This is a genomic window from Streptomyces diversicolor, from assembly GCF_057537855.1.
In genome coordinates this window covers 315,383-332,605 of record NZ_BAAJXA010000005.1, presented here as the reverse complement: position 1 = coordinate 332,605, position 17,223 = coordinate 315,383, and the positions used below count along the sequence as shown (strand labels likewise).

General features: G+C 72.5%; 14 protein-coding genes. 6 read left to right on the top strand and 8 right to left on the bottom strand.

Going from position 1 to position 17,223, the window contains the following annotated elements; all coding sequences use genetic code 11:
- Positions 1-58: 58 nt before the first annotated feature.
- The 7 genes from AC27LF_RS08385 to AC27LF_RS08355 form a co-directional block, all read right to left on the bottom strand.
- Positions 59-1,864 (bottom strand): dipeptide ABC transporter ATP-binding protein, encoded by a 1,806-nt coding sequence (locus tag AC27LF_RS08385; RefSeq protein ID WP_479656240.1) that lies wholly within the window; start codon positions 1,862-1,864, stop codon positions 59-61.
- On the bottom strand, positions 1,861-2,859 hold the full coding sequence (locus tag AC27LF_RS08380) for an ABC transporter permease (protein ID WP_404024629.1): 999 nt from the start codon (positions 2,857-2,859) through the stop codon (positions 1,861-1,863). The genes AC27LF_RS08385 and AC27LF_RS08380 overlap by 4 nt, the downstream gene beginning before the upstream one ends.
- Entirely contained in the window at positions 2,856-3,959 is a 1,104-nt protein-coding gene (locus tag AC27LF_RS08375) for an ABC transporter permease (protein WP_479656241.1), read from the bottom strand. Before AC27LF_RS08375 ends, AC27LF_RS08380 begins: the two co-directional genes overlap by 4 nt.
- Before the next feature lie 21 nt (positions 3,960-3,980).
- Positions 3,981-5,699, bottom strand: coding sequence for an ABC transporter substrate-binding protein (locus AC27LF_RS08370; RefSeq protein WP_479656242.1), 1,719 nt, complete (start codon positions 5,697-5,699; stop codon positions 3,981-3,983).
- 181 nt (positions 5,700-5,880) lie between these two features.
- Positions 5,881-5,976 (bottom strand): Ms4533A family Cys-rich leader peptide, encoded by a 96-nt coding sequence (locus AC27LF_RS08365; RefSeq protein ID WP_404024623.1) that lies wholly within the window; start codon positions 5,974-5,976, stop codon positions 5,881-5,883.
- Positions 5,977-6,032: 56 nt separating this feature from the next.
- The gene (locus tag AC27LF_RS08360; protein WP_479656372.1) at positions 6,033-7,502 is read right to left on the bottom strand and encodes a DUF3152 domain-containing protein; all 1,470 of its coding nucleotides are present in this window, start codon (positions 7,500-7,502) and stop codon (positions 6,033-6,035) included.
- A 483-nt stretch (positions 7,503-7,985) separates the two neighbouring features.
- A complete protein-coding gene (locus tag AC27LF_RS08355; RefSeq protein ID WP_479656243.1) occupies positions 7,986-9,053 on the bottom strand; it encodes an alpha/beta fold hydrolase in 1,068 nt (355 codons plus the stop codon).
- 207 nt (positions 9,054-9,260) lie between these two features.
- Between AC27LF_RS08355 and AC27LF_RS08350 the strand changes: the two genes are divergently transcribed.
- From AC27LF_RS08350 to AC27LF_RS08330, 5 genes are all read left to right on the top strand, one after another.
- Positions 9,261-9,485: a hypothetical protein gene (locus AC27LF_RS08350; RefSeq protein ID WP_479656244.1), complete on the top strand. Its 225-nt coding sequence runs from the start codon at positions 9,261-9,263 to the stop codon at positions 9,483-9,485.
- A 168-nt stretch (positions 9,486-9,653) separates the two neighbouring features.
- Positions 9,654-10,298, top strand: coding sequence for a TetR/AcrR family transcriptional regulator (locus tag AC27LF_RS08345; RefSeq protein WP_479656245.1), 645 nt, complete (start codon positions 9,654-9,656; stop codon positions 10,296-10,298).
- Between the two features lie 153 nt (positions 10,299-10,451).
- Entirely contained in the window at positions 10,452-10,679 is a 228-nt protein-coding gene (locus AC27LF_RS08340; RefSeq protein ID WP_479656246.1) for a DUF3107 domain-containing protein, read from the top strand.
- Positions 10,680-10,911: 232 nt separating this feature from the next.
- On the top strand, positions 10,912-11,181 hold the full coding sequence (locus AC27LF_RS08335; RefSeq protein ID WP_479656247.1) for a hypothetical protein: 270 nt from the start codon (positions 10,912-10,914) through the stop codon (positions 11,179-11,181).
- A 549-nt stretch (positions 11,182-11,730) separates the two neighbouring features.
- Entirely contained in the window at positions 11,731-12,834 is a 1,104-nt protein-coding gene (locus AC27LF_RS08330; protein ID WP_479656248.1) for an IS110 family RNA-guided transposase, read from the top strand.
- Positions 12,835-12,962: 128 nt separating this feature from the next.
- Here the strand turns inward: AC27LF_RS08330 and AC27LF_RS08325 are convergent, their stop codons facing one another.
- Positions 12,963-13,721 carry a ferritin-like fold-containing protein gene (locus AC27LF_RS08325; RefSeq protein WP_404024614.1) on the bottom strand — a complete coding sequence of 253 codons (759 nt, stop codon included), beginning with the start codon at positions 13,719-13,721 and terminating at the stop codon, positions 12,963-12,965.
- Between the two features lie 493 nt (positions 13,722-14,214).
- On the opposite strand from AC27LF_RS08325, the gene AC27LF_RS08320 reads away from it, so the two are divergent.
- Positions 14,215-17,043 (top strand): DEAD/DEAH box helicase, encoded by a 2,829-nt coding sequence (locus tag AC27LF_RS08320; protein WP_479656373.1) that lies wholly within the window; start codon positions 14,215-14,217, stop codon positions 17,041-17,043.
- Positions 17,044-17,223 lie beyond the last annotated feature (180 nt).

Genomic DNA, 17,223 nt, shown 5'->3' with positions numbered 1-17,223 from the left:
TAACTTTCGCGTGCGGACTGCGTTCCGTCGCGCTAAGAGATCACGTGGACACGAAACGTCACGCCGTGGCCAGCTGTCGGCGGGCGGCGCGGCGCCGGGCCGCGACCTCGGGGTCGAGAGCGGGCACCGCGGCCAGGAGCTGCCGGGTGTAGGGGTCCTGCGGGGAGTCGTACACGTCGTCGGCGGGGCCGGTCTCCACGACCCGGCCGCGGCGCATCACAGCGACCCGGTCGCTGACCCGGCGGACCACGGCGAGGTCGTGGGCGACGAAGACCAGCGCGAGTCCCAGTTCCCTCTGCAACTCGGCGAGCAGGGCGACCACTTGGGCCTGGGTGGTGACGTCAAGCGCGGAGACCGGCTCGTCGCAGACGATGACGCGCGGCTCGGCGGCGAGCGCCCGTGCGATGCCCACGCGCTGGCGCTGGCCGCCGCTGAACTCGTGCGGGTAGCGGTCGTAGTGCGCCCCTTCGAGCCCCACGCGCTCCAGCAGTTCGCGTACGCGCCCCCGGATGTGCTCCTCGTCCCTCCCCCGCGCGCGGAGCGGGTCGGCTATGGACTCGCCCACGCTGCGGCGGGGGTTGAGGGAGGCGACGGGGTCCTGGAAGACCATCTGCACGGCCGGGTTCACCCCGGTGTGCGGGCGGCCCGCGTAGTGGATCTCGCCCGCCGTCGGCTCCAGCAGGCCGACGAGCATACGGCCGAGGGTCGTCTTGCCGCTGCCGCTCTCCCCCACGATGCCAAGGGTCTCGCCCCTGCGGACCGTGAGGGAGACGTCGTCCACGGCGGTCAACGCCCGCTTGCCGCGCCCGAAGACCCGCCGGAGACCGGCCGCCTCCAGGACGACCTCACCGGTCACGCGCGAGCCGCGGCCCGACGCACCCCCGACACTCGACACACCCCCGATGCCCAGAGCGCTCCCCACGCCCGGTGCCACCGCCTCCGACGCCTGCGCGTCCGGCGCCTCCCCCTGACCGGCGCCCGCCCGAGCCACGTCGGCCGACGCCGCCTCCGCCCGGGCCACAGCAGGCGCAGCCACAGCGGCAGCCGGATCCCCAGCCGCAGCCGCAGCCGCAGCCGCAGCCGCCCGAGCCTCGTCCACGCGCGGCACCGCGGCCAGCAGTGCGCGGGTGTACTCCTGTGCGGGCGTGGCGAGGACGGTGCCGACCGGCCCGTGTTCGACGGCCTCGCCGTGCCGCATGACCAGCACCTCGTCGACGCTCTCCGCGGCGACGCCCACGTCGTGGGTGACGAGCAGCAACCCCATCCCGGTCTCCGCGCGCAACGTGTGCAGCAGGTCGAGGATCTGCGCCTGGACCGTCACGTCCAGCGCGGTGGTCGGCTCGTCCGCGATCAGCAGGTCGGGCGCGCAGGCCAGCGCCATGGCGATCAGCGCGCGCTGGCGCATGCCGCCGCTGAACTCGTGCGGGCGCGACCGGGCCCTGCGCCGGGCGTCCGGGATTCCCACCCGGTCCAGGACCTCGACGGCACGCGCGCGTGCCGCCCGCCGTGACACGCGCGCGTGCACCCGGTGCACCTCGGCGATCTGGTCGCCGATCGCGTAGTACGGGTCGAGCGACGACAGCGGGTCCTGGAAGACCATGGCGGCCTTGCCTCCGCGCAGGCGCCGCAGTTCCTCGTCGGAGGCCCGCTGCACATCGGTCCCGGCGACCCGGACCGAGCCGCCGACCCGGGCGCCGGTGTCCCGGTGCAGGCCCAGCAGGGCGTTGGCGACCGTGGACTTGCCGGAGCCGGACTCGCCGACCAGGGCGAGCGCGGCGCCGGGCGCCAGCCGGAAGGACAGCCCGGCGACGGCCCGCAGGGGCCCGAACTCGACCGTGAGGTCCCTGACGTCCACCAGACTCATGCGAGCACCACCCGTCGGTCGGCCACCGCGTACAGCACGTCCGCGACGGCGTTGGCGATGACCACGAAGAAACCGATGACCAGGACCATGCCGACGACCACCGGCAGGTCGACGACCTTGACGGCGTGCACCAGTTCCTGGCCGATGCCGGGCAGGCCGAAGAGGGTTTCGGTGAGCACGGCGCCGCCGACGGCGGAGCCGACGTTGTTGGCGTTCAGCGCGATGACGGGGGCCAGCGCGCCGCGCAGCGCGTGCCGGCCGACGACGGACCGCTCGCCGACGCCGTAGGCGCGGAAGGTGCGGATGTGGTCCTCCGCCAGCGTCTCCAGCATCGCCGCCCGGGTGAGCCGGGCGAACGCCGCCGCCTCGATCAGGGCCAGCGACAGCCACGGCAGCAGCAGGTTCCAGGCCCACTGCTCGGGGTCGTCGGTGAGGGCGACGTACTGCGGGAAGGGCAGCAGGCGCAGTTCGCCGCAGACGACGATCATCAGCACGAGCCCGATGACGAAGACGGGGGTCGCCGTGCCCGCGAGGGTGACGGCGGTCAGCAGGCGCTCGGAGATCCGCCCGCGCCGCCACGCCGACAGCACGCCGGTCCCGACGCCGAGCACGAGCCAGAGCACCATCGCGCCGAGCACCAGCGACAGGCTGACGGGCAGCTTGGTCAGGATGATGTCCATGACCTGCTGGCCGGTCTGGTACGAGAGCCCCAGGCAGGGCGCCGGGCAGTGCTGGACCGATGTGCCGGTCGAGAAGTCCTGGCCGGTGACGAGGCCCTGGAGGAAGTGGCCGTAGCGCACGTACAGCGGGTCGTCGAGCCTGAGCTGCTGGGCGACCTGCTGCACCTGTTCCGGGGAGCAGCGCGGGCCGCAGGTGATCTGGGCGACGTTGCCCGGGGTGGCGTAGAAGACGACGTAGACGATCACCGAGATGGCGAGCAGGGTGACGATCGTGCCGACGGCGCGGCGCAGGACGAAGCCGCCGAAGCCGCTCATGCGGACCCCTCCTTGTCGACGGCACCGCCGGTGTCCCCGCGCCCGCCGGCGTCCTGGGGGCCGCTCGCGCGGCCGGTCGGGTCGCCGGGCCCGCTGCCGCTCCCGCGGCGGGCGCCGGCCGCGCGGGCGCGGCCCGTGCCGACGCGCAGCCGGGAGGCCGCGCGCGGGTCGAGGGCGGTGCGCACGCCGTCGCCGAGGACCGTCAGCGCGAGCACGGTCACGAACAGGGCGCCGGCCGGAAACAGCAGGTACTGCGGCGCCGCCTGGTACCAGACGTCGGCCGAGGTGAGCATCTGCCCCCAGGACGGCGTCGGCGGCTTCACGCCGACGCCGAGGAAGGACAGGGCCGCCTCGACGGTGATGTTCATGGGCACGAGCAGGGCGGCGTACGTGATGACGGGCGCGGCGAGTCCGGGCAGCAGTTCGCGCCGGGCGACATGCCAGGGCCCCCAGCCGCTGAGCCGGGCGGCGGCCACATGGTCGAGCCCTTTGAGACCGAGCGTCTGAGCGCGCACGATCTTGGCGATGTTGCCCCAGGCGATCAGGCCGATGACCAGGGTGACCAGGACGGGCCGCGGGAAGGTCGACGGGACGATCGCGAGCAGCGCCAGAGCCATGATCATCAGCGGCATGGCGACGATGATGTCGGTGGCCCGGCTCAACAGTTGATCAACCCATCGGTTGCCGAGCGCGGACGCGACGCCCACGGCGACCCCGATCAGGATCTGCACCAGGGTCGCGGTCAGCGCGACCCCGAGGGACACGCGCGCCCCGTAGACCAGCCGCGCGAACAGGTCGCGCCCGGTCTGCGGTTCGACGCCCAGCCAGTGGTCGGCGCTGATCCCGCCGAACGAGCCGACGGGCACGCCGCCGCGGGCGGAGTCGACCAGCGCCGGGTGGTAGGTGGTCGGGTCCTGGCCCTCGACGGCGGTGAGCAGCGGCGCGGCGAGCGCGACCAGGACGAGCAGCGCGACGACGACCGCCGCGCCGAGGGCGGCGCGCTGCGTGCGCAGCCGCCGCCAGAACTGACGGGCCCCGGAGACCGCCGGGACGGAGGTGTCCGTCCCGGCGGCCCGGGAGACCGTTGCGGTCTCGCTCATGACTGTGCTGATCCGCTCGGCCTACTTGACCGCGACCTGGGAGATGTCGAGGACTCCGGTCCAGTCGCTGATCACGATGTTCTTGATGTCCTTGCCGTACAGACGCTTGTAGACGGGGTGGAACAACGGCACGGTCAGGGCCTGTTCGCCGATCTTCTTGTCCAGTGCACCCCACCTCTTGGCGGCCGCGTCAAGATCGGTCAACTTGTTGATCGCGTCAATCTCGTCATTGACGGACGCGTCATTGAGCAGGCCGGTGTTGAAGTTCGCGCCGTCCTTGACGATCTGGCGGCCGTCGAAGATCGGGGCGAGGAAGGGGCCGCCGGAGGGCCAGTCGGCGCCCCAGTGGGCGAGGAAGAGGCCCGGCTCGGTCGTGACGTTGTGGATCTTGTCCGAGTAGTCGTTCTCCTCCAGTCCCTGGAGCTTGACGGTGATGCCGGCCTTCTTGAGCGCGTCCTGGACGGCGGTCGCGATCTCCGGGCTGGTCTCGAAGTCCTTGCTGTTGGAATGGGTCAGGGTGATGGTCAGCCCGTTCGGGTGTCCTGCCTCCTTCAGCAGTTCCCGGGCCTTTGCGGGGTCGCCCGTCTCGCCGGCCGGGAAGAGGTCGTACGGCGTGTAGCCGAAAGACTTCTGGTCGGGCAGGAAGGTGGTCGCGGGCTCGGCGAGCGCCGAACCGCCGGCCGCGTTGATCACGGACGAGCGGTCGATGGCGTACGAGATCGCCTGCCGCACCTTCGGGTCGTCGAACGGCTTGACCTTGGGGTTGAACGCGAGGTAGTTCGTGTAGCCGAAGTGGCCGGTGCCGACGCGCGCGGCCAGTTCCTTGTCGCCGGTGACCTTGGCGAGTTCGGCCGGGCCGAGATTGGTGTCCGTGGTGACGGCGGCCCCGTCCGCGCCCTGGGACGCCGACAGCCGCTGGTTGATCACCGAGGAGTCGAGGCCGGAGCGCACGTCGATGGTGTCCGGGTATGCCTTGCGCTCGTCGTCCGTGGCGGCGGACCAGTGCGGGTTGCGTTCCAGGACCAGGTGTTCGCCGTCGTTCTCGTTCTTGACGACCTTGTAGGGGCCGGACGAGACGGGGTGCCGCTCGTACTCGGCGCCGGTGTCCTTGTCCTTCGGGACGGGCGTGAACTGCGTCTGTGTGGCCAGGTAGGGGAACTCGCCCTCCGGCTTGTTCAGATGGAAGACGATCGTCAGGTCGTCCGGCGTCTCGATCGCCGACAGCCCCTTCTTGTCCTTGTACGGCCCCTGGTAGTCGGCCGCGCCGACCAGCCAGTCCCTCAGGTACGGGGCGCCGCCGGAGAGTTCGGCGGCGAAGGAGCGCTCGATGCCGTACTTGATGTCGGCCGAGGTGATCGGGGTGCCGTCCTCGTACTTGAGTCCCTTCTTCAGGGTGTACGTCCACACGGTCGCGTCCTTGTTGGGGCGCCCGGTGTCGGTGGCGAGGTCAGGGACGACCTCGGTGCCGGCCGCGCCGTTCTCGCGGTTGCGGGTGGTGAGGGTGCGGAAGACCAGGGACGGGACGTTGCCGCCGCCGGAGGTGTAGAGGCGGGCGGGGTCGAAGTTCTGCTGCGGGCTTGAGTTGAGGACCGTGAGGGTGCCGCCCTTGTGCGGAGCGGAGTCGCCACTCGACCCCTTGGCATCGTTGTCCTCCGGGCCGCAGGCGGCAGCGCCCGCTGCCACGACCAGGCCGACGGTTGCCGCTGCCACGCGGCGCGCTGTGAGGGACGGATGACGCATCGGAATGACGACCTCTCGGTTGGTGTCGAGGATTTCTCGAATGGCGAGACAGATGGACAAGGGTTGAGACGCATCTGTACAGACGTCCACCCCGGCGCCGGGTCGTCGAGGAGATCCGTGCGGTCGGCACGGATCAGGGAGACGGTGAGTCAGGTCGCGACGCGAACGCCAGGGGCAGGCGTCAGCGACAGTGGATGTCGGCCACGCAGAGCGCGGTCACGCCGATCAGCGCCAGCTCGATGGCGGCGCGAGAGGTGACGGCGTGGCGGGTCCACATGCGCAGAAATATGAACGAACAATCTGCACATGTCAACGTGACAGGAGCGACACCCGTCAACTCCCGGGGTAGGGCCAGGGGTTGGCCAGACAGTGGATTCCGTCATGGTCGAGGAACTTGGTCTGCTGCTGCATGACGGGCGCCAGTTGTCCGTCCTTGTCGCAGGTGACATGGCCGTAGCCGAGCCGGTGGCCCACCTCGTGGTTGATGAGCATCTGCCGGTAGGCGTGGATCTCCTCGCCGTACGTCGTGCTGCCCTGCGCCCATCGATAGGCGTTGATCATCACGCGCTGGGTGGCGGCCGAGTCGCAGGAGACGTTGTCCTCGGTGGTGTCCAGACCGGACTTGGCGCACCACTCGGCGGTAGTGCCGGGGCTGGCGAGGGTGATGACGAAGTCGGGCTCGCCCGAGTGGATGCGCTCGAAGGTGCGGGCGCCGCCGTGGGCCCAGCTGCGTCGGTCGTTGAGCGTCTTCTGCACCGCCTGGGCGAAGAGTTCGCCGTCCAGGCCGAGTCCCTGCTCCACGTCCACGCGGTAGGTGTACTTCCGGCCCGTGCCCGGCGCCTTGGCGATGCCGGGGATCGCCTCGAACCTGCCCGACGCCTTGAGCGTGGCGCCGAGCGGGTACTTCCGGTCCATCTTCTGCCCGTACGTCAGCGGGGTCACGGCCGGCGACGCGGAGGCGGTGGTACGGCCGTCGGCGCGCGAGGCGGGGCTACGGGCGTCGCGCGCCTGGTCGGTGGTGGAGCGCGGCTGCGTCTCGGTGTCGCCGCGGCCGTCGGTGACCTGTCCGGCCACGATCACCGCGAGCACGGTGGTGACGGCGACGGCGGCGATCCCGGTGAACGCCCGGCCCTTGGCGCCCTTGGCGGGCGCGGGCTGACCGGTCGGGGGCTCGTCGTCCTCGTCGCGCTCGCCCGCCAGGGGGGCGGCGGGGGCGTACGGTTCCGCGTGCCGCAGGCCGGATTTGGCGCGGGGTGCGAACACATCGACGTCGGCGTCCGCGTCGGCGTCGAAGGCGTCGAGGTAGTCCTGCCGAGGGCCGCCGGGCGGCATCGGCCGCTGCCGCGGCAGGGCGGCACCGGGACCCGCGGCGGCCGGCCCCGGGGCACTCCCGTGCCCCACACCGGCCGGCCGGGGCAACTCGCCCCAGCCCCCGCCGGGTTCACGCTGCTCAGGATGCCCACCACGAGCCCGCGGCACCCCCTGCGCGGGAGTCCCGTCCGCGGGCCCGGGTACGCCCCGAGCCGGACTCCCATCCGCGGGCCGGGGTACCCCCCGAGCGGGAGTCCCGTCAGGCAACCGCGGCACACCTCGCGCGGGAGTCCCGTCCCCCGGCCGGGGTACGCCCCGAGCCGGACCCCCGTCCGCGGGCCGAGGTACCCCCCGAGCGGGAGTTCCGTCAGGCAACCGCGGGAACCCGTGCGCGGGCGTCCCGTCCGGCAACCGGGGTACGCCGCGAGCGGGCGTTCCGTCGGACAAGCGCGGAAAACCATGCGCCGGAGTCCCGTCCGGCAACGGCGGCATACCCCGCACGGGGGTCCCGTCGGACAACGGCGGCACCCCCCGACCCGGCCTCCCGCCCCCCGGCCGGGGTACCCCCTGGGCCGGAGTGCCGTCAGGCAACCGCGGAAACCCATACGCCGGCGTACCGTCGGGCAACCGCGGCAGGCCCCGAGTCGGACTCCCCTCCCCCGGCCGGGGTACCCCCCGAGCCGGAGTGCCGTCCGCCACCCGCGGAACCCCGCGCGCGGGCATTCCGTCGGCCGTGGGACGTCGCTGGCCGGGCAGTTGTCCCGGTACGGGGCCGGGCCGCGCCGCCTGTCCGGGCGCGCGCTCCGCGCGTGGGGCGCCGGCGTCGTCCGGACCGCCCATGTCACCGGGGCCGCCCGCGTCACCAGGGCCGCCCGTCGTCGTCCCCCGGCCCGCCGCGTCCCGCCGTGCGGTTATGTCCGCGGCGTCGCCCTTGGGGGCGGATCCGCGGCGGCTGTGCCGTCCCACCTCGCCCCCTCAGCTCCTGGCGCCCGTGCCGCCGAGATCGGTTCCGACCTCCGCGTCGACGTCGGCGGAGCCGGTTCCACCGGGCCCTTCAAGTCGCCGCGCCGAGACCGGCTCGCCGTCCAACTCCCGCACATCGCACAGGAGTTCCCGGAAGGCCCCGGCCACCGTCTCAGGGTATTCCATCATCGCCACATGCCCCGCGTCCGGCAGCGACAGCAGCCGGGAGTCGCGGAAGGAACGGGCCGCCTTCTGGGACATGCGGTAGCCGACGAGCAGGTCACGGCCGCCGTAGATCAGCAGGGTAGGGGCGAGCACGCGCTCGGCCTGCCGCCACAACCCGTGCTGGCCGCCGAGTGTGTACGCGTTCACCAGCCCGCGCGCGCTGCGCGCCATCGCGTCCCAGAAGTACGGCAGCCGCAGCCGCCGCTCCAGTTCCTCCACAGCGTGCTGGAACGCCTCCGGAGTCACCCGCCCGGGATCGCCGTAGCACAGGCCCGTGACGCCGCGGACCCGCTGCTCGGCCGACCACTGCCGGGTGATCCGGGTGAACAGCGCGGCCACGCCGGGCAGGCCCAGCAGGGCCGTCGGCACGGCGGTGCGCTGCACGCGCAGCTCCGGCAGCGCGGGAGAGACCAGCGTGAGGGTCTTGACGAGATCCGGGCGGACCGCGGAGACCCGGGTGGCGACCGCGCCGCCCAGGGAGTTGCCGAAGAGGTGCACCGGGCCGCGCCCGGCCGCGTCGAGGTAGCGGATGACCGCGCGCGCGTGGCCAGTGACGGAGTAGTCGCCGTCGTCCGGCGGCGGGGACTCTCCGAAGCCCGGCAGGTCGACCGCTTCGCCGTCGACGACGTCGTCGAGCCGGGCCATCAGTGCCGACCAGTTCTGCGAGGAGCCGCCGAGCCCGTGCACGAACAGCGCGGGCGGCAGTCCCTCGCGCGCGGGAGGCCGCGACCGGATCGACAGGGTGACCCCCGGCAGCCCGACCGACCTCAGCCGCTCACCCTCCTCGACCCTGACCAGGGCCACCCTGGGAAGGACGCTGGTGGCCGACACGGACGGCAGTTCGGTCGAAGACATGCGGCAATGTTACGAGACGATCACGCGGCGAATCCTGTGTCGGCCGTCACAGAACGGCCATCGTCCGGGCGTGTCGCGGGGCGCGGTCCTGACACCGGCTTGCGTCTCATGGCATGGCGCCCGTTTCGGTGTCTTACGCTCGTACACAGGGCACCCGCATTCTGGCCCCTGCTTCTTCCGGGGACGTTCGTAGGAAGGGAGCCCGACATGGCCTATGACCCCACCGAGCCCGACACCGTCGAGAACGACGAGGTCCAGGGAGTTCAGGAGATCGACGTCGAAGCGCCCGAGGTCGACGCGGCCGAGCAGCACGCGGACGTCGCGCCGGAGCACGACGATCCCCTGACCGGCGTGGAGCCGGACCGCGCCAACGAGGCCGACCTCATCGAACAGGCACGGGTCGTGACCCTGGACGAGGACGACTACCGCTGAGGCCGGCCCGGACACGGGCAGTGACCCGCCCCTGCTGAGCGGGCCCTGATCGGCTACCGCCACCGTCCGGTCCGTGAAATTCTGCGCTCGCACCGCGCACACCACGGTTACCGAAAAGTACGATGGCGGCGCGGCGCACACCGCATGTGGACGATCTTGGGAGGCGGCGTGACAGCCATCGAGCAGACAGAGGCGGCACGCCCGCGAGGCACGCGCCTGCCGCGCCGTGCCCGACGGAACCAGCTCCTGGGCGCCGCCCAGCAGGTCTTCGTGGCGCAGGGCTATCACGCGGCCGCGATGGACGACATCGCCGAGCGGGCCGGTGTCAGCAAGCCGGTGCTCTACCAGCACTTCCCGGGCAAGCTCGATCTCTACCTCGCGCTGCTCGACCAGCACTGCGAGTCCCTGATCCAGGCGGTGCGGGGCGCGCTGGAGTCGACGACCGACAACAAGCAGCGCGTCCGGGCGACGATGGACGCCTATTTCGCGTACGTGGAGGACGACGGCGGGGCGTTCCGCCTGGTCTTCGAGTCGGACCTGACGAACGAGCCCGCGGTGCGCGAGCGCGTCGACAAGGTCACCAACGAGTGCGCGGAGGCGATCTGCGACGTCATCGCCGAGGACACGGGCCTGTCGCGCGCGGAGTCGATGCTGCTGGCCTCCGGGCTCGGTGGCCTCGCCCAGGTGGTCGCCCGCTCCTGGCTGCACAGCGACCGGAGCGTGCCCCGGGACCAGGCGGTGCAGCTGCTGACATCGCTGGCCTGGCGGGGCATCGCCGGTTTCCCGCTGCACGGCGCCGAGCAGCATCCCTGAGCGGGCCGGCCGCCACCGGCCCCGTCTTGTTCCCGCTCGCTGTTCGCTCCTGGCGTTCTTGCGCGGACCGTGTACGTCCCCTCACCGGGCTAATGTGTGCTGGGTACGGCGCGCTGGGTCGCGCACTTCACTGACCGTCGGAGGGACATAGCCGTGGAGGTCAAGATCGGCGTGCAGCACGCGCCCCGCGAGATCGTTCTGGAGAGCGGTCAGAACGCGGAAGACATCGAGCGCGTGGTGGCCGAGGCGCTGGCCGGCAAGTCGCAGCTGCTGAGCCTTGAGGACGAGCGCGGCCGGAAGGTGCTGGTCCCCGCGGACCGTCTGGCGTATGTCGAGCTGGGCGAGCCGACCACCCGCAAGGTGGGCTTCAGCGCGCTGTAGCCCGCCGTGGGCCCGCGGCCCGCGGCCCGGCGTGCGTCGGACGCACCCGCGACACATCGGACGAGGGGCCCGGTGGCAGCTTGCCACCGGGCCCCTCGCATGTGTCCGACGCGCGGAGGGTGCTCCACATCCGGCGCACAGGTCGCCCACAGAGGAGGATTGCATTCCGCAGGTCACGGGTAGGACGGGCTACGACCGTGAAGCGCCGGCCGGCCGTGTGGAAGGACCCCTCATGATCCTGGAAGCTCTGGGCTCGGCCCTGGTCGGCCTGGCCCTGGCCGCCGTCGCGGTGCGCCGGCTGTCCCACCGGCTGCCCGCCCGCCTTCTCGTCGTCTTCACCGGGGTCGCCGGGGCCCTGTTCGGCGACTTCGTGACGCACACCGCGCTGGGCGCCGGCCCGGTGCCGGTCAGCCTGCTCGGCGCGGCGGTGGTCTCCGCGGCCTCGCTGTCGCTGCTGCTGCGCCCGGCGGGACGCCTGCGCCGACGATCCGCCCCGGCGTGAGCGCACGGCATCTCACGACGCCACGACCGCCGGCGCCCCCCGGCCGAGGGCGCTCCCCGGCCGAGGGCGCTCCCCGGGCCCGCGACCGCGGCAAACGCCACAACCAGCCAAGACGCTGCCGCACTGAAGCCCCGACGGAGCCCCCCACCAGGGGCGCCACAACGCCCCCGCACCCAAAAACCGACAGACACCCCCACCAGACCAGGGGCGCGGGGAACTGCGCAAACAACCACAACACCCCCGCACCGAAAAACCGACGGAAACCCCCCACTAGGGGCGCGGGGAACTGCGCGAACAACCACAACGCCCCCGCACCCAAAGACCGACTGGGAGCATCATCGTGGTCGCGGTGTTCTCCGGCTGGTCGGACCCAAAGACAGATCGGCTTCGTGCCTTGTTAGCGACGCGTCGGCCAGCCGGGGGACGCCGCTTCGCGGTGCCGGTCGGGTGCGCTGTGGCCTGATAGGGGCATGAGGCATCCCATCGCAGTCTTGCCCGCGCTGCTCCGGCCGGCACCGCCTTCCTGACGGCACGGTGCAAGGAGCGAGGGTGAGCAAGGCCGGAGTGGCAGACGTTGACGAGGTCCTGGTCACGGTGGGCATCGACACGCACGTGGATATGCACGTCGCCGTCGCGCTGGACCAGTTCGGTCGCAAGCTGGACGTTCTCAGCATCCCCACCACCGGGCACGGGCATTGCCGCCTTCTGGAGTGGACACGCGCGCTGGGCATTCCCCACTGCTTCGGGGTGGAGGGCACGGGTGCCTACGGCGCCGGGCTGACCCGCTACCTGCGCCGCCAGGGCATGAACGTGGTGGAGGTCATCCGGCCGTCCCGCCAGACCAGGCGCCGGGCCGGCGGCAAGAACGACACCATCGACGCCGAGGCCGCCGCCCGCGCAGTCCAGGCAGGCACCGTCATGGGCCAGGCCAAGTCCCAGGACGGCCCGGTGGAGATGATCCGCACCTTGCGGCTGGCCCGCCGTTCGGCCATGAAGGCCCGCACGCAGGCTGCCAACCAGCTCCACGCCGTCGTCGTCACCGCCCCGCAGGAGCTGCGCGACCGCCTGCGCGGCATGCCCCTGGCAGCCCTTGTTGCCACCGCGGCCAGGTTCCGTCCCGGCAACGTCAACTCCCTTGAGACCGCAGCCAAACTTGCGCTGAAGAGCCTGTCGGTCCGCTACCAGCAACTCGCCCAGGAGATCTCTGCTCTGGACCAGCAGATCGACCGGCTCGCCCACCAAGCCGCGCCGGACCTGATGCGGATCAAGGGAGTCGGCGTCGACACCGCCGCGGCCCTGCTGGTTGCCGCCGGTGACAACCCCCAGCGACTTCGGTCCGAAGCATCCTTCGCCCACATGTGCGGCGTCGCCCCGATACCCGCCAGCTCGGGGAAGACCAACCGCAACCGGCTCAACCGAGGCGGCAACCGGGAAGCGAACCGAGCCCTCTACATGCTGGCCATCAACCGCCTGAGCTACGACCCGAGAGCACGGGCTTACGCCGCCCGACGAACCGCCGAGGGCAAGACCAGGGCGGAGATCGTCCGCTGCTTGAAACGCTACCTCGCACGCGAGGTGTTCAAGGCGCTGATCAGCGCGAACAGTGCTGTCCCCCGACCACAACGAGGCCCATCCACTCCCGCGGCGGCATGACACGAACGCCTGATCAACTTGACCTATAGGAGCGTCGGAAACCCCCCACTAGGGGCGCGGGGAACTGCGCGAACAACCACAACACCCCCGCACCCAAAGACCAGCGGAAGCCCCCGGCACAGGGAACGTCAGGCGGCCAGCCCCAGGGCAGCCATGCGCTTGGTGTGCGCCTCGGTGATCCGGGAGAACATCCGGCCGACCTCGGCGAGGTCGAAGCCGGCCGCGACACCGCCGACGAGCATCGTGGACAGCGCGTCCCGGTCGGCGACGACCCGCTGGGACTGCGACAGCGCCTCGCCCATCAGCCGCCGCGCCCACAGGGCGAGCCGGCCGCCCACCCGCGGTTCCGCGTCGATCGCCGCGCGCACCTTCTCGACGGCGAAGCTGGCGTGCCCGGTGTCGTCGAGCACGGCGAGCACGAGCCCGCGCGTGTCGGCGTCGAGCCGGACCGCGACCTCCCGGTAGAAGTCACTGGCGATCGAGTCGCCGACGTACGCCTTGACCAGCCCCTCCAGCCAGTCCGATGGTGCCGTCTGGCGGTGGAAGCCGTCGAGCGCGGCGACGAACGGCTCCATCGCCCGGGTCGGCTCCTCCCCGATCTCCGTGAGCCGGTCCCGCAACTGCTCGAAGTGGTGGAACTCGGCCGACGCCATCTTCGCCAGCTCCGCCTTGTCCGCGAGCGTGGGCGCCAGCTTGGCGTCCTCCGCGAGCCGTTCGAACGCCGCCAGCTCGCCGTACGCGAGCGCGCCGAGCAGGTCCACGACCGCGGCACGGTACTGCGGGTCGGCGGAGGCCGTGGCCCAGTCCTGGGCGGCGACTCCGGTGGCCTCGGGCGAGGCGTCCTCGGGGGCGTGGTCAGGCTTGTCAGAGCTCGTCATGAAGCGCACAATAGCCCGCTCACCGGGCGGCGGAAGTCCGTGATCGATCAGTGTGATGACGACTACGTGGCCAAATCGGCCATCGCATGTGCGCGAATCCGGGGTATGGTGGTAATGCGCCTGCTGGGAACTCCGTCGTTCCGACGCCGCTTCCGGTCAGGCCGCACGCATGAGGATGCCCGGTCGGTGGCCCGATCGGCTCCGACCCGACAGCCCTCCGTGGACGTACGGCACATCGCGTACGCCGACCGGAGGGACCCTCAGCGGCGAGAGCGCTAGAGCGTCGGCAGAGGTCCCGTGCCAAACGGCTTGCCCCCGCGGTTCGCCCGTGAGGCAGCCGACGTCCCCGGCACGGTCCGACACGACCCCCGCGCTCGCCTCGCGCCGCGCACACAGAAGAGGCAGCACCCTGACTACGACGTTTCGAGAACTCGGAATCCTTCCCGAGACAGCCGAGGCCCTGGAGGCCGTCGGCATCACCACTCCCTTCCCCATCCAGGAGATGACCCTCCCCGTCGCCCTCTCCGGCACGGACGTCATCGGCCAGGCCAAGACCGGCACCGGCAAGACGCTGGGCTTCGGCCTCCCGCTCCTCGAACGCGTCACCGTCCCCGCCGACGTCGAGGCGGGCCGGGCCGCACCCGAAGACCTCACCGACGCCCCGCAGGCGCTTGTCGTCGTCCCCACCCGCGAGCTGTGCACGCAGGTCACCAACGACCTGCTGACCGCGGGCAAGGTGCGCAACGTGCGGGTGACCGCGATCTACGGCGGCCGGGCCTACGAACCCCAGGTGGAAGCCCTCAAGAAGGGCGTCGACGTGGTCGTCGGCACCCCCGGCCGGCTGCTCGACCTCGCCGGGCAGAAGAAGCTGAACCTGAAGCACGTCAGGTGCCTGGTCCTCGACGAGGCCGACGAGATGCTGGACCTCGGGTTCCTGCCCGACGTCGAGAAGATCATCGACATGCTGCCGGCCAGGCGCCAGACCATGCTGTTCTCGGCGACCATGCCGGGCGCGGTGATCGGCCTGGCCCGCCGGTACATGTCCCGGCCCACGCACATCCGTGCCACCGCGCCGGACGACGAGGGCGCGACGGTCGCGAACATCAAGCAGTTCGTGTACCGCGGTCACTCCATGGACAAGCCGGAGATGATCGCGCGCATCCTCCAGGCCGAGGGCCGCGGGCTCGCCATGATCTTCTGCCGTACGAAGCGGACGGCCGCGGACATCGCCGAGCAGCTCCAGCGGCGCGGCTTCGCCTCCGGCGCGGTCCACGGCGACCTGGGCCAGGGCGCCCGCGAGCAGGCGCTGCGCGCGTTCCGCAACGGCAAGGTCGACGTCCTCGTGTGCACCGACGTCGCCGCGCGCGGCATCGACGTCGAGGGCGTGACCCATGTCATCAACTACCAGTCCCCCGAGGACGAGAAGACGTATCTGCACCGCGTCGGCCGTACCGGCCGGGCGGGCGCGAAGGGTACGGCGATCACCTTCGTGGACTGGGACGACATCCCGCGCTGGCAGTTGATCAACAAGGCGCTGGAACTGGGCTTCAACGACCCGGTGGAGACGTACTCCACCTCCCCGCACCTCTTCGCCGACCTCGGCATCCCCGAGGGCACCAAGGGCGTCCTGCCGCGCTCCGAGCGCACGCGCGCCGGTCTTGAGGCTGAGGAGCTTGAGGATCTGGGCGAGACCGGGGGCCGCGGTGCGCGCGGTCGCGGCGGGCGAGGCGGCCGTGGCGAGTCCCGGCCCGCCGAGCGCGAGCGTCCGGCGGGCGCACCGCGCCGTCGCCGTCGCACGCGCGGCGGGGCACCGCTCGACTCGGCGCCCGCCGGGTCCGGGGCGGCGCCGGCCGACTCCGGGGCGCCGGCCGCCGATGCCGTCACCGCGGAGGAGATCACGACGCCGCGTACGCCGCGCCGCCGGCGCCGCACCCGTAGCGGGGCGCCCGCGGAGCCCGTGGGGGTCGCCGCGGCAGCCGAGCCGGCGCCGACCGCCGAGGCCGCCCTGACGACGGCGGAGGGCACGGCCGCGGCCGAGACCGCCGAGCGGCAGCCGCGCCGCCGACGCACGCCCAAGGCGACGGAGCGCGAGCGGGCGGCGGCACCGGCCGAGACCGCGACCGCGTCGGTCACCGATTCCGGGGCGCGCGTCCAGCCCGAGGGCGCCCGGCCCGAGGTGGTAGCCGCACCCGAGGCCGTCGCAGCGCCCGAGGCCGTCGTCCGGCCTGAGCCGAGCGTCGAGCCCACGGCCGTCGTGCGACCCGAGGCGCGTGTCGAGCCCGTGCCGACCGTCGAGCCCGTGGCCGCGGCGCCCGCGTCTGAGGCAGCGGTGGTCGCGGGGCCGGAAGCGCCGGCGAAGCCGCGCCGTCGTACGCGCAAGACGGCAGCCGCGGCCGAGACGCCGACCGCTGCCGAAGCGGCGCTGGACAGTGCCGAAGCCGCGGAGGCGAAGCCCAAGGTCCGTCGGACCCGTAAGACCGCCGCCGCGCAGGTCACCGCCGAGGAGGCGGAGGGCACGGCCGACGTCGCGAAGACCACGGACGACGCCCCCGCGCCTCGCCGCCGCACCCGTAAGTCCGCGACCGCGGCTGAGACCGCGGTGGACACGGCCGAGGCCACGGAGACGAAGCCGAAGCGCACCCGCAAGACCGCCGTGGCCACGACGGACACGCCGGAAGCGACCACAGAGGCCAAACCACGCCGCACCCGCAAGACCGCGGCCACCGCCGAAACCGCCCTCGACACGGCCGAGGCCACGGAATCCAAGCCGAAGCGCACCCGCAAGACCGCCGCTGCCGCCGAGGCACCGGCCGACACCGCGGAAGCCGAGGCCAAGCCGAAGCGCACCCGCAAGGCGACCGCCGTGGCCACGACGGACACGCCGGAGGCGACCTCAGAGGCCAAGCCACGCCGCACCCGCAAGACCGCGGCCACCGCCGAAACCGCCCTCGACACAGCCGAGGCCACGGAGACCAAACCGAAGCGCACCCGCAAGACCGCCGCTGCCGCCGAGGCACCGGCCGACACCGCGGAAGCCGAGGCGAAGCCGAAGCGCACCCTCAAGGCGACCGCCGCCGTGGACATCGCGGACGGTGCCGAGGCCGAGCCGAAGGTCCGTCGGGCCCGGAAGGCCGCCGCCGCACCGGTGACCGCCGGAATTCCGGCGCAGGCCACCGAGGAGCCGGAGGTCAAGCCGAGGCGCCGCACGCGCAAGGCCACGGCCGGGGCGGACACGACCGGCACCGAGGTCACCGAGGCGACCGCGGAGACGAAGCCCAGGGTGCGCAGGACCCGCAAGACCGCAGCGGCAGCGGAAACCCCGGAGGGCTGACCGGCACCGCCGCCACGCCCACGCCGACGGCCCGGCCCGCCCGAACGGGACCGGGCCGTCGGCGTCCCCGCACAAGACGACCAGCCCGCCCAACCGCCACACCCCGTCGACACCGCCTCCTTCGGGGCCCGGGGCGGCGGGTTGGCGGGATTCGTTCGGGGGCTTCCGGCCCGTTCTGCT